This window comes from Mycobacterium sp. E1715, assembly GCF_001667625.1.
GTDB lineage: Bacteria > Actinomycetota > Actinomycetes > Mycobacteriales > Mycobacteriaceae > Mycobacterium.
Window position 1 is genome coordinate 20,046 of the sequence record NZ_LZJJ01000007.1, and the last position, 13,195, is coordinate 33,240.

8 protein-coding genes and 1 tRNA gene are annotated in these 13,195 nt (G+C 64.8%); 4 read left to right on the plus strand and 5 right to left on the minus strand.

The window, feature by feature from the left end; genetic code table 11:
- The first annotated feature begins 67 nt into the window (after positions 1 to 67).
- From A9X03_RS00320 to A9X03_RS00330, 3 genes are all read left to right on the plus strand, one after another.
- Complete coding sequence (locus A9X03_RS00320) at positions 68 to 565, plus strand: hypothetical protein (RefSeq protein WP_068259140.1); 498 nt, start codon at positions 68 to 70, stop codon at positions 563 to 565.
- 86 nt (positions 566 to 651) lie between these two features.
- Complete coding sequence (locus A9X03_RS00325; RefSeq protein ID WP_156746429.1) at positions 652 to 1,764, plus strand: hypothetical protein; 1,113 nt, start codon at positions 652 to 654, stop codon at positions 1,762 to 1,764.
- Positions 1,764 to 2,150, plus strand: a complete 387-nt coding sequence (locus tag A9X03_RS00330; protein ID WP_082974394.1) for a YchJ family protein — start codon at positions 1,764 to 1,766, stop codon at positions 2,148 to 2,150. Before A9X03_RS00325 ends, A9X03_RS00330 begins: the two co-directional genes overlap by 1 nt.
- A 53-nt stretch (positions 2,151 to 2,203) precedes the next feature.
- Here A9X03_RS00330 and A9X03_RS00335 read toward each other — a convergent pair.
- Positions 2,204 to 2,274: transfer RNA gene (locus A9X03_RS00335), tRNA-Cys, on the minus strand.
- A gap of 111 nt (positions 2,275 to 2,385) precedes the next feature.
- Here A9X03_RS00335 and A9X03_RS00340 point away from each other — a divergent pair.
- On the plus strand, positions 2,386 to 3,282 hold the full coding sequence (locus A9X03_RS00340; protein WP_068259128.1) for a TPM domain-containing protein: 897 nt from the start codon (positions 2,386 to 2,388) through the stop codon (positions 3,280 to 3,282).
- Positions 3,283 to 3,303: 21 nt separating this feature from the next.
- Here A9X03_RS00340 and A9X03_RS29990 read toward each other — a convergent pair whose 3' ends face one another.
- The 4 genes from A9X03_RS29990 to A9X03_RS00360 all read right to left on the minus strand — a co-directional run bounded on the left by A9X03_RS29990 (position 3,304) and on the right by A9X03_RS00360 (position 13,162).
- Positions 3,304 to 3,600 carry a hypothetical protein gene (locus A9X03_RS29990; protein WP_231972755.1) on the minus strand — a complete coding sequence of 99 codons (297 nt, stop codon included), beginning with the start codon at positions 3,598 to 3,600 and terminating at the stop codon, positions 3,304 to 3,306.
- Between the two features lie 66 nt (positions 3,601 to 3,666).
- Positions 3,667 to 4,071, minus strand: coding sequence for a heme-binding protein (locus A9X03_RS00350; RefSeq protein ID WP_067748528.1), 405 nt, complete (start codon positions 4,069 to 4,071; stop codon positions 3,667 to 3,669).
- Positions 4,072 to 4,209: 138 nt separating this feature from the next.
- Positions 4,210 to 4,917: a Type 1 glutamine amidotransferase-like domain-containing protein gene (locus A9X03_RS00355; protein WP_067748529.1), complete on the minus strand. Its 708-nt coding sequence runs from the start codon at positions 4,915 to 4,917 to the stop codon at positions 4,210 to 4,212.
- Positions 4,910 to 13,162 carry a tetratricopeptide repeat protein gene (locus tag A9X03_RS00360; RefSeq protein ID WP_231975314.1) on the minus strand — a complete coding sequence of 2,751 codons (8,253 nt, stop codon included), beginning with the start codon at positions 13,160 to 13,162 and terminating at the stop codon, positions 4,910 to 4,912. Before A9X03_RS00360 ends, A9X03_RS00355 begins: the two co-directional genes overlap by 8 nt.
- Between the last annotated feature and the right edge of the window lie 33 nt (positions 13,163 to 13,195).

Here is a 13,195-nt window from a genome sequence, read left to right on the forward strand (position 1 = left end):
TTCGCGATATCGTCTGCGGGTGACCATATCGACTCCGGTAAGTGCAGCGGTCGTGACATTGCTCGCGATGACGGCTGGGCTAACGGCGCCGGTCGGCGCCGCCGACCCGACACCCCAGCAGTCGCCGTTCCCGACAGGGAAGGCCGGCACAGCCATCCATGTCACGGAATACAGCGCCGCGACCGCCGACGTCACGCTCAACAACGCGACCTGGGTCTCGTCCGGCTGCACCGTTAGCGGAGGTGGCTGTACCGTCATCGAGCTCACCATCGTCGGCAAGTCCGACACACCGTTCAGCTACGGCGAGACCTACGTGACCGCCGCGTCTTCGCCATGGCGGCAAGACCCCTACCGCGAGACCGAGGGCGGCTCATCCGGGGTTGACTATCAGAAGATCAACAAGACGCCGCCCCTGCGCTCGGGCAGTGTCGCCAACGGCCAGACCGCCCACGGATACATCGCCTACGACGGCAATGTCAAGCAGGGCGACGTCTACATCGAGTTCAATGACCCCAACGCTCCGGCGGCGCCCACCCCATTAGCGGGTTGGAAAGTGCACACCTAGCGGTTGCGGCCCGGCGGCAGTTGCAGCGGCGTCCCGCTGATGTCGAGGATAGAATTCCGGCGTCGGAGGTCCAGGCGGCCCCGATCGTGAAAGTCGGTGGTGCGGTGATCGAGTCGGGCAGCGACCGCGCGCTGGAGGTCATGCGTTCCGACGAGGAGGCGGCCAGGGGTTATCGGGAGTGGCTGGCTGCAGCGGAGCGGGCCGGTCAAAGAGTGCTGCGGCAGCCGGACGGTACCTATGTGTTGTGGCGGCGCGACGACGTCCTCGCGGCCATACGCGACGGCGAGGTATTCGCCAGCCGCCAGGGCGAGCTGATGCCCGGCAACCCGCCGTTCGGTCCGTACCGGAAGATCATGGTCGAGCAGTTGTTCACGCCCGGCAATTCGCGCGACATGCTCAGACCCGTCCGGGTGATCATCGAACGATGCGTCGACGCCGTCGCGGCGCAGCTGGACCGCTGCGACGGTGCGGGTGTCGCCGAGGTCGTCTGGCGCGCGGCATTCGTCACGGTCTGCGGGCTGCCGACCGACCTCGCCCCGGACGCGGTCAACGCGGAGCTGGTGGCCAAGATCCGCCAAGCGCCGCAGGGCGGCCCCGATGTGCTCAGCCTCCTGGCCACCGAACCGCTTTCCGACGATGAAGTGCTGGGGCTGATGGCCTCGGTGGGCCGCGGCCTCATCTTCGCTTCGTTGGCAATCCGGGCCGGACTGGCGGTACTGGCGCGCCAGCCGATGCTGCAGCAGGAACTACGCGAACATCCGGACCGGCAACGCCGGTTCATCGAGGAGCTGCTGCGGTTGGACGGCGGGGCGAAGACCGTTTCCCGCATCACGAGCCGCAGCGTGACAGTCGGCGAAACGACGATCCCGGCCGGGTCTCGCGTCGAGTTGTATGTCGGATTCGTTCACCGCGACGAGGCTGACGAGATGTCCGGCCAGGACATCAAACTCGATGGCCCGCAGAGAAATTGGAGCTTTGGGGGAGGCCCGCACCGGTGCCCGGCGTCGCATCTCGCCCGGGACCTGCTGAGCGTTTTCTTCGAAGTATGGCTCGCCAAGATCCCGTTTTTCGGGTTCGACTGGGACAGCGGCGATGTGCCCAAGGCGTGGTATCCCAAGCCCTACAGCCCGTCGCCGAGTGAGGTTTTCGACGGTTGGTTCCCGGTTCACGTGCCGCTCAGGTGGCGACCGGAACGGTGATCGGGGACAGGTGCTGCTGCGGCAGTGGCAAAGGCTATCGCGCGTGTTGCGGGCCCCTCCACGATGGCGAGCTACCGGCCCGAACGGCGGAGGAGTTGATGCGATCGCGGTATTCGGCGTTCGCCCGCCGTGACGCCGACTACCTGTTTCGCACGTGGCACCCGCGCACGCGCCCGTCGGACGTGACCGTCGACCCGGCCATCACCTGGACCGGCCTGAAAGTGACCGACACGGTCGCGGGTGGCCCGGAAGACGATCGTGGGGAGGTGGAATTCACGGCCCGGTTCGAGTCCGCGGGCCGCGCCGGCAGCCTGCACGAGCGCAGTCGCTTCGAGCGCCGCGCCGGGCGATGGTTCTACCTCGACGCCGTGGCGGAAGAGGCGTAGCCGCCGGCGCGCCGGGCAACAGCGCCGCCCTGCGGACTGACCAGGCAATGTTGAGCGAGTGACGGGACTCGAACCCGTGTGTACGGCTTTGCAGGCCGCTGCCTAGCCACTCAGCCACACCCGCACGACCGCCACCATGCCAGCGCAAGCGGCCGTTGCCCAGCCATTTCCTCGCTCCGATTATTTCGACGGATAGCAGTGTCCGCCCCAGCATGAGTGACGATAAGTTACCCATATGCGCGGCGTTCGCCTGATCAGTGCGGTCCTGACCGTCCTCACGGTGGGGTTCTTGCCGGCGGCTCCCGCCGGTGCGCAGCCGCCGTCCAAGCTCACCGATCACATCACCGACAGCGCCGGAGTTCTGACGGATCCCGGTCGGTCGGCGGTGAGCTCGGCGATCGACCGGCTCTACCGCGATCGGCACATTCAGCTGTGGGTGGTCTACGTCGACAATTTCTCCCGGTTCAAACCCGAGAACTGGGCCGACCGAACCCGCAACGCCAGCGGGCTGGGTGGCAACGACGTGCTGCTGTCGGTGGCCACGAACACCAAGCTCTACGCCTTCTCGGTGCCGCCGCAAGTGCCGGGCCTCACGGATGCCGAGCTGGACACACTGCGCAGCAAGCGAATTGACCCTGCGGTGAACGCGAAAGATTGGAGCGGCGCCGCGGTCGCCGCGGCCGACGGGTTGGACAAATCGGCGAGCACGTCGAAGCCGATCTGGCAGCTGATCGCGATCAGCCTCATCATCGTCGTGGTTCTGGTCATTGTGGTTCTCGCGTTCTACCGCGTGCGCCACCGCCGCGCCGCCCGTCGCGAGAGTCAGTCCGGCATCGAGGGGCGCGGCGACTCATCGAGGGACGCGCTGTCGAACGCGGACGCCCGGCTGCGTCAGATCACCGACTACGTCACCCGGCATGGCGCCAGCGTCGGCGCCGAGGCGCAGACTCGATTCCAAGAGGCCAAGCGGTATGTGGCGGCGGCGCACGCCAGGGAAGCAATTAACGCCGCCGAGGCGATCGCCTACGCGAACCGGGCATCAACGCTGGCCGCTCAGGCGCAAACGCTGGCGAACGCCGACGTATTGGCGGCACACCGTCGTCGGGGTGGTGGCACCGCAGCTAGACAATGACGGGTGGCATCACCGACCGCCTCAGAAGCACCCGCTCACATGGACTCGCCGTCCGCCCCCGACGCAGACATTCACGGGCGGCGGTGGGGGCGGAAAATCTTGCGGCAGTGGCGCATAGGCGTCCGGCGGTGGCACATTGGCGTTGACGGTGTCGGCAATGTTCGTGCACCCGCTCACTGAAACCCGTCGGCCGACGCTTGCGCACACGTCCGCGTTGGCCACCCCGGACGGCCGCACCACGGCGTACGTCTCAGGGATTGCGGCGAGGGCCAATACCGCTATCCCCCCTGCGGTCCACGACCGTGCCCTGACATTCATCGGCATCTCCTCGTTCTGACCGGCGGCGAATTAGGGGCCGCAACACGATTACGTGCCCGACCCGACTCAGGGAGTCGCGCCGCCCTGCCCGAGTAGCGGGGTCCACTGGCAACGCTGCCTGATATCGGCCAGTGGCTGACGGATGTTCTCAAGATCGGCCTGCTCCTGGGGGTTGGCGTTGAAGTACTGCTGCACCTCGTCGCGGATCTGGTCCTTGGGCCGATCCTGCAGGTCGGTGTAGAAGCCGTTCAAGTCCGGATGTGTGAACAGGTAGGTAGAGAGCGACGCGGCCACGCCAGCCGCGACGCCGGCGACGTCCGCCGCCGTGCAGTTGGCGGGTCGAGGCGCCGGATCAGCCGCGGCGGTCCCCGCGCCAGCGCATACCAGCGTGCCGCTGATCGCGCCTGCTCCGATCAGCCCGACCAGCAACCGGCGCGCTCCGTTCAAAGTGAGTCGAGGTGCAGTTGGCATGGTGTTAACTCTGGACCCGGATCGAGGTCGCTCACTCGGGCCGAAAGTCACTATTAGCGCGGCCAACCGTCACCCAGGGGCCGGAGACGGCGGACTGGCGGCCGGGGGCTGCAGACACCGCTTGGCGTCCGGGGCAATTCAGCTGGATGCGTCGGCGGGCAACAGCGAGCGAGTGATCCGACCGCTCTGGAAACGAATTTGATGTGCGGGACGGCGCAGTGCCTCAACCGCGGTGTCTGGGTGAACGATGACTCCGCCACCGGACGGAATCCCGAGCCCGGTGGCGGCTCCGTTCAGAGATTCGATCGTCCGCGACAGCCGAGCCCATTCGGTTCGCTCGTCGTGTGCGTCGACGACCATGGGAACGAGGTCGAACACGCCGAACAGCTCAGGTGCGGAAGATTGCGGCGTCTCGACGATTCCGTAGCGTCCCAGCTGGACCGCACCGGCCGAAACGCCCACCAGGAGCGCGCCGTGGGTATACCGGTCCAGAATCGCCCCTTTCATGCCGGTCTTCTCGAAGGTGTCCCAGCCCAGGCGCACGTCCCCGCCGGCGAGGATGATCAACTGGGCGCTCGCCAGGAAGTTGCGATCGTCGGGGCCGAAGGACGAATCGATCATGCGGCGAGTGGTGATTCCAATCGCATCCATGGCCGCCTCGAAGATCTCGTAGTACTCCGGACGATCTCCGTTGGAGGCGCCGATGTATGCGGCGCTCAGGGGGTTGGCTCGGGCCAATCCGTCGACGGCCGCCTCGAGGAGCAGCCGGTCCCGCTGTTTCCAAAAGAGCAGCTGACTGTCCGCCAGGAGATAGAGCGGTTGTTGTCGGGGCGCCGTGTCACCCACCGTCGGGCCTGATCGCGGTGACCTCGTCGAACCGCGCGAGGGCCGCGTCGAGGTCCGCCTCGTCGAAGATTTCGCAGCGGTCGATAAGGTCACCGTCGACCGTCTGGACTTCTATGCCCCGCCACTCGGCGTCGAACCCATCCTGTGAAACACCCTGAGCCACATGGGAGCAGACCATGCCGAGGTCAGTCAATCGATGGACGGCTTCGATGCGGAAGGTGAGGTCGGTGGTCAGTTGCCACAGCGAACGCAGGGATGCGTTCAGGCCGCCTTCCTCAAATATCCCCGGGCGTCGGTGATCGACATTCACCCAATCCGGCGTCGTCGGAAACAGCTCGCGCCGGTTCATCGCGGCGTAGGAGCCTGCGATGACCGACCAAGTGTGCGCGTGCGGGGCCGCTTCACCGGCGAGGTAGCGGGCATCTAGTTCTTCGAAGGCGGCGTCGATGTCGTCGGGATCAAAGAAGACGTGGGCCGAAATGCGCAGGTCCGCGTCGAGCTCCGCGACTCCAAGCATTTCGATGACGAACTCTCCATGCTCGAGGTCGGAGTTGAAAGATCGAACGATAATGAGGGCGAGCCGCTCCCCGCGAGTCGCAATGACCGTCAGCGTCACGTGTGCCAAGCCCTGGGCGAGGGCTTGCATGTTCGCGATGACGACGTCCCGACCGTCCCATAAGCCGACATTCACCACTCGGCGGCGGTCGTCGACAACGCTTTCGCCAGAGAGGATTTCGGCCACAGCTGCCCAGTCGCGAGCCGCCGAGTGCGCGAAGAGCCACTCTTCTGCCCGGCTTGCCGCATTCTCTAGGCTCGGTCTTGGCCGGCTCAGCTCGTCAAAGCGCGCGAGGGCGGCGTCAACGTCCACATCATCGAACATCTCGCAGCGATCGACCCTGTCTCCCCGGAAAGTGAAAAAGACGACCTCTCGCCACTCCGCGTCGAAGCCGTCCTGGGAGGTGCCATACCCGGTATGAGTAATGACGGCTCCAGCGTTTGTCAGCCGGTGCACCGTCTCGATGCGCATCTTGAGATCGGGTGCGACATCCCAGGTGGCTTGGACATACGGGACGATGTTGCCCGGCTCGAACGTTATGCCGCGCCGATGGTCGATGTTGACGAAATCCGGCGTGGTCGGCGGCATCTCGTGCCGGTTGAGCCCCGCGTACGTCTGCGCCATGAGCGACCACGTGTGCCCTTCATACGCCGCCTCGCCTGCGAGGTAGCGGGCATCGAGTTCTTCGAATGCGGCGTCTAATTCGTCGAGATCGAACAGGATGCGTGTCGCAATCCGGTTTTCGGCATCCAGCTCGACAATGCAGAGCAGCTCGACGTTGAAGTCTTCGGGCCCTTCGTCCAGCGAGAATCGCGTACGTCTGAGGAGAAGTCTTTCGCCGCGGGTCGCGATGATAATCGATGTGACGTGGGTGACCCCGATCTCGGAAAGGCTTCGCATGTTTGCGACGTCAGAATCTCGGCCTCGCCGAATGCCGGCGTTCACGGTCCGCCGGCGGTCGTCATTGGCCACGTCATCAGCCAGCATCGCCCCCAGGGCTTTCCAGTCACCTGCCGCGATGTACCCCCAGAACTGTTGATCGGCACGGGTTGCCGCGTTTTCCAATCGCCGCGGCTGCTGGTGCAGTTCGTCGAAGCGTGCGATGGCGGCGTCGAGTTCCGTCTCGTCGAAGACTTCGTATCGGCTGAGCAGATCACCTTCGAAGGTGAAGATGGTGATCGTTTGCCACTCGGCGTCGAAGCCTTGTTGTGAAGTCCCCTTCACCACTTGCGTGGCGACGGCTCCGAGTTCGGTCAGCCGATGCACACTCTCGACGTAGACGTGTACCTGCGGAAGAAGATCCAGATTGGCGCGAACAGTTGCGGCCAGATCGGCGCCCTCGATCGTCACGCCCCGGCGATGGTCGATGTATACGACATCCGGCGTCATCGCGGGAAGTTCGTGCCGGTTGAACTGGGTGTGGCCCTGGGCGACCAGCGACCACACGTGCGCGTGGGTGGCCGCTTCGCCGGCGATGTACCGGGCTTCGAGCTCGGCCACGGCGCCGTCGAAGTCGTCGGCATCGAAGATGGAGTGAACAATCATCCGGTTGTCCCCGTCGATCTCCACGACGCCGACCATATCCGCACTGATCTCCCCGGGCTCACATCCCAGGGCGGAGGACCAAATACGAGTGAGGGCAAGGCGTTGCCCGCGAACCGCGAGGACCGTCGAGACAATGCGCTCGAATCCGACCTCAGCCACTGCTCGCAAGTTTGCGATATTGATATCTCGCCCGCGTAGTACACCGGAGTTGACCACCCGACGGTTGTCGTGCGACACAGCATTTTCGGCGAGTACCTCGGTCATCGCGGTCCAGTCTCGCGTCGTGAGGCAGTCCCAAAACCGTTCGCTCACCTGGCTTGCCGCATTGACCGGGCGGTGCGACCGCGACTGCAGCTCATCGAATCGGGTAAGTGCGGCGCCGAGGTCCGCTTCGTCGAACACCTCGCAATGCTTGAGCATGTCGCCATCAACGATCAAAAAGAGGATCTCTCGCCACTCGGCGTCGAAGCCGTCCGGCGAGGTCCCGTTCGCAGCGTGGGTGACGACGGCGCCTTGCCGATTCAACCGATGCACCGCGGCAATTCGGATGGTCAGATCAGGCGTCTGATCCAACGCGCTACGGAGGAATTCGACCAGCTGGCCGGGCGCCCACGCCGCACCTCGCCGATGATCGACATCTGCGAAGTCGGTTGTCATCATTGGTAGTTGACGCCGGTTGATCGCTGCGTACGCCTCCACGATGGCAGACCATGTGCGCTCGCAGGCGGCCGCTTCGCCGGCGAGGTAGCGCGCATCGAGCTCAGAGAAGGCCGAATCGACGTCATCGGGATCGAATACGACGGTCGCGGCGCATCGATTGTCGTCGTCGATCTCGACGACACCGAGTGCCGCAGCTTGAAATGGTGCGGGTACTGCGTCTTGGCTCGCGAACGTGAAACGGAAGAGCACGAGGTTCTTTCCGCGAGTCGCAACGACGGCCGCGCGCACATCACTCATCCAGACCTCTGCGGTGGCCCGCCAATTCTCCATCTCGATATCACGACCGCGTCGGATTCCGGCATTGATGACGGAGCGGCGGTCGTCTGAGAAGAAGTCAGCCGCGATTAGTTCCGCCATGGCCTCCCAGTTGTGGCTGGCAAAATGTGTCAGGAACTGCTGGACGACCCGGCTTGCCGCATTCTCTGCCGAAGGTGGCGGCTGGCTGAGCTGATCGAACTGCTCGATCGCGGCGTCCAAGTCCGTCTCGTCGAAGAGCTCGCACCGCGTGAGTTGGTCGCCATCGACTACGAGTAGTTGAATCATGCGCCATTCGACATCCAAGCCGTCAGGTGAAAATCCTTGCGAGTCAATGGTGACGACCGCTCCGGCTTTGTTGAGCTGGTGCACTGTTTCGATCGTGACGCGGAAGTCCGGGGTGAGATCGAAGAAGTTTTGCAGAGCAGGGTTCAGCTCGCCGGACGCGAACGGCGTGCCCCTCCGGTGGTCGACGATGAGCCAGTCCACGGGGGTGAGTTCATGACGGTTGAACATCGCGTAGATGTTCGTGATCACCGACCACGTGTGCGCGTGAGCTCTCGCCTCGCCGGCGGAATACCGGGCCTCAAGCTCTGCAAAGGCCGAGTCGATGTCTTCCGGGTCGAAGGAGACGAGCGCGACGATCCGACCGTCCGTGCTTATTTCGATGATGGAGAATCCCTGCAGCTGGAACTCCGCGGTCGTCTGTCCTTGTCCCACGAAGAGGAAACGAAGGAGCGCAAGGTGTTCTCCACGGGTAGCGACGACGGACCGCCTCACGTTAGTGGCCAGGATGTCGGCAGTGCCACGCCAATTCGCTATCTCGGCGTCTCGGCCATGTCGATTCCCTAAGTTCACGACCCTACGGCGATCTTCTGAGGTCATGTCTTCCACGAGCAGCTGCGCCATTGCATCCCAGTTGGTGGCCGCATAATGCGCCAGGAAGTGCTCGGCCACCCGGCTCGCCGCATTCTCCAGCCGCTGCGTTGGACTGGTGAGTTCCTCAAACCTCGCAATCGCGGCGTCGAGGTCCGCCTCGTCGAAGACTTCGGAGCGGCTGACGAGGTCACCGTTGACCGTCACCAGGCTGATTCCTCGCCATTCAGCGTCGAAACCCTCGCGGGAGGTTCCATGCGCGACATGGGTGTAAACCGCTCCCGCGTCGCTCAGCCGATGCACCGCCTCGGGATAGGTTCGAATTCTTTGGTCGAGATCCCATCCCGCGCTGACGTATTCAATCAGCTCACCGGGGGCGTGAGCTGTCCCTCGGCGATGATCGATGCTCGCGAAATCGGCTGTGGTGGCTGGCAGTTCGTGTCGGTTGAGTGCGGCGCAGCCCTTTATGATGACCGACCAGGTGCGCGCATGGGCGGCCGCTTCGCCTGCAATGTAACGGGAATCTAGCTCTGCCAAGGCAGCGTGAATGTCGTCGGTATCGAAGAAGACGACTGAGGTGATCAACCCGTTGGAATTGAGTTCGAGCACGCCGACCACTTCGGTGAGAAATGCGTCGAGGCCGTCATCGCGATCGGCGAAGCGCAGGCGCATAAGGGTAAGTCGCGTGCCGCGAGTCGCCACCAGGGTTGCCGTCACGCTCGCGGGCCAGAGACCGGCGACTGTCCTCATGTCGGCGATCTGAGCGTCTTGACCATATTGGGGGCCCGCGCCTACAACACGACGGCGATCGTCGTATACGAGGTTGCCGTCCAGCATCGTCGCCATCGCGTCCCAGTCGCCGGCGGCGAAGAACGCCAGATACCGCCGACCGGCTTGGGTGGCGGCGTTTTCCAACTGGCGCGCCGGCAGGCTGAGCTGATCGAAGCGGGCAAGCGCAGCGTCGACGTCGGTTTCGTCGAAAAGCTCGGTGCGGCTGATCCGGTCGCCGTCAAAGGTCACAACGTCAACGACCTGCCACTCCGCATCGAAACCCTCTGGCGAGGTCCCGATGGCCACGTGCGTTAACACCGCGCCGAGATCGCTCAGCCGGTGCACAGCCGCCATGTAGATCCTGGACTGTGGCGAGAGTTCCCAACTGGCAAGGAGGTACGCGGCTAAATCACTCGGACCGATTGGGGCGAGTCGTCGGTGGTCGATGCTCACCCAGTCGGGCGTCACGGCAGGGATTTCCCGCCGGTTCAACGCCGCGAAGGCTTCGGTAATTAGGGACCAGGCGTGCGCGTGGGCGGCCGCGTCACCGGCGAGGTAGCGCGCGTCGAGCTCCGCCATGGCGGCGGCGTAGTCCTCGAGATCGAAGACGACCCGTGCCGACACCTTCCCGTCGGCGTTGAGCTCGAAAACGTCGTACACATCGGTGTGAAACGCCTCCGGCCCCGTGTCCCGACCCCACGTTTGACTACGGCAGAGCGCCAAGCGGTCGCCTCGGGTGGCGATGACGTCAGACGTCATGGTTTTGACGCCGATTTCGACCGTTGCCGCCATCTCTTCGAGAGTGGCCTGACGGCCTTCTCGGGTACCGGAATTCACCGTCCGACGACGGTCGTCATTGGAAATGTCCTCGGCCAGAAGGCCCGATATCGTGTCCCAATCGCGCGCCGCAAAAAGCGTTTCCAAGCGTTTGTGCGTTTGGCTTGCCGCGTTCTCGAGCTGCACTGTCGGCTGGCCCAGCTGGTCGAACCGCGCGAGCGCGAATTCCAGGTCTTCCTCGTCGAATAACTCGCAGCGGTTGATCGCGTCGCCTTCGACGGTCAGAAGGAAGAGTTCCCGCCACTCGGCTTCGAAGCCCTCCTGTGACGTTCCGTGCGTCACGTGGGTGAGTATGGCTCCGAGCTCGGTAAGTCGATGGACGGCCTCGATGTGGGTCGCGCCGTCTTGAGCGAGCTGCCACGCGGCGCGGACGTAGGCGATCAGGTCACCGGGTGCGAACGCCGCCCCCCTGCGATGGTCGATGCTGACGAAGTCCGCTGTTGTCGCCGGCATCTCGAATCTGTTGAGCGCGGCGTAGGCCTCCGTGATCACCGTCCAGGTGTGCGCGTGGGCGGCGGCGTCGCCGGCGAGGTAACGCGCGTCGAGTTCGGCGAGGGCGGCATCGACGTCGTCGACGTCGTAGACAATTACCGCCGTAATCCGCCCCCCGGAATCGACCCCGACGATGTTGAGGGCATCGTTTTGAATCGTCTCTGGGTCGCTGCCCGACGCGCGCATCCGCAAGAGCGTGAGCGACGTGCCGCGGGTCGCCAGGACCTGAACCATCTTCAGCGTGAAGCCGACATCGACCAACGCCCGCACGTCTTCGATCCCGGCACTGCGTCCAAGCCGGAGACCGGCATTCACCACACGCCGGCGGTCGTTGTAGAACAAATCGTCGGCCACTATCGCGGTGATCGCGACCCAGTCGCGAGCCGCCAGCAGATGCATCAGGCGCTCGTAGGTTTGGCTCGCCGCGTTTTCCGGCCGTGGTGCGGACCGAGTGAGCTTCTGGAACGTGTCGACCGCCGCGTCGAGGTCCGTCTCTTCGAAAACCTCTACCCGACTGATCATTTCGCCGTCGACCAGCATCAGGTCGACGCCGCGCCATTCCGCCGTGAAGCCGTCGCGTGATGTTCCATGTCCTGCCCACGTGAAAACGGCGCCGAGGTCGTTGACGCGATGCTCTGTTTCGACGTAGATGTCGAGCTGTTGGTCGAGATCCCAGCCCGCACGGATGTACTCCAGACCCTCACCGGGCGCAAACGTCGCCACCCGACGGTGGTCGATAGTCACCGCGTCCGATGTTGCGGCCGGCAGTTCGCGCCGATTATGGGCAGTGAGAGCCCCGGTCACCACCGACCATGTGCGCGCGTACGTGGCCCCTTCGCCGCCAATGAAGCGTGCGTCGAGTTCGGCGACTGCGGACTCGATGTCTTCGAGGTCGAACGTGGCGACGTTCGCGATCCGGTCATCGGCATCGATCTCGACGACGTTGAGGGCGTCGTTTTCAACGGCCCCGGGGTCGCGGCCGGAGGCCCGAGTGCGGGCGAGCACCAGACGCTTCCCGCGGATCGCCACGGCGCTCACCATCGAGATCGTGAAGCCGACTTCGGCGGCCGCCTGCAGATCTCGCACGACTGCACTTCGACTGTATTGAGTCTCGGCACTCACGACCCGCCGGTGATCGATGCCGACGTAGTCGTCGGCGACGGTGTCCGCCAGTGCATCCCAGTCGCGGGTCGCGAAGTGCGACCAAACATGCTCGAACACCAGGGCCGCCGTGTTCTCCAAACGCCGCGTGGGGGGCCGCTCCGCTTGGAACCGGGCTTCGAGCTCGGCCATTGCGGTATCGATGTCGTCGATGTCGAACCAGACGTGCAGCCCGATTCGTCCGTCATCGTCGAGGCCGAACAATTGCAGCGAGTCGTCGCGCGGCGCACCGGGACTGGTGTCCGCCATGTGCACTTCCAATCGCGTGAGCGCCAGCCGCTCACCGCGCACGGCGATAGTTGCGTGACCGTGCCATACACCGCCCAGCGCGCGCGTGCTCCTGACGACATCGTTGACCCATTGGGAAGGCGTGACCACTGTGCGGGGGAATCCGACGACCTTGCGCCGACTCTCGAGGACGATCTCGGGCGCGAGTCGTCGCTCAGTTTCCTCCCAGGCTTCCCGGTCGATTGCGGCGTCCATTTCGCGCACCGAGCGGACGCATTCGTTGTCAAGTTCGACGGACGGTGGCGCTTCTTGCGGCGCTTGGGGAACCGCGACGACACGATCGCCGACCAGGCCGCGCGCCCGGTCGGCAAGCGCGGCAGCGCCCTTGCGTTCGTACAATTCGACTGCCCGCTGTGCGGCGGCACGCGCACCCGCGACGTCGCCGGCCGCACCCAAGGCGGTTGCCAGCGCAAGGCATGCGTCGCCGTGATCGACCAAAGCGTCGGTGCGCTCGGCCAGCGCGACGGCCTCCTGGGCAAGCCGCCGCGCCTCGTCGTGGTCACCGCCGCGGGACAGCAGCCGTGCTCGAAGCGTGCGCCAGGCGATCGACGCCTTCAATGCGTGGCCGGCCAGACGTTCGCTCTCCGCACACAACTCGTTAGCCTCGGCATCCCGATCGAGCGCCAGGCACGTGCGGCCCAACAACGCCGCGGTCTCGGCGGTGTCGGCATCGAGACCCATGCGACGAAAACCGTTGTAGGCCTTGCGCAGGTACGCCTCGGCCGCGGCCGGCTCGTCGACCACCAGCTCGACGATTCCGGCGAATTGCTCGACCTC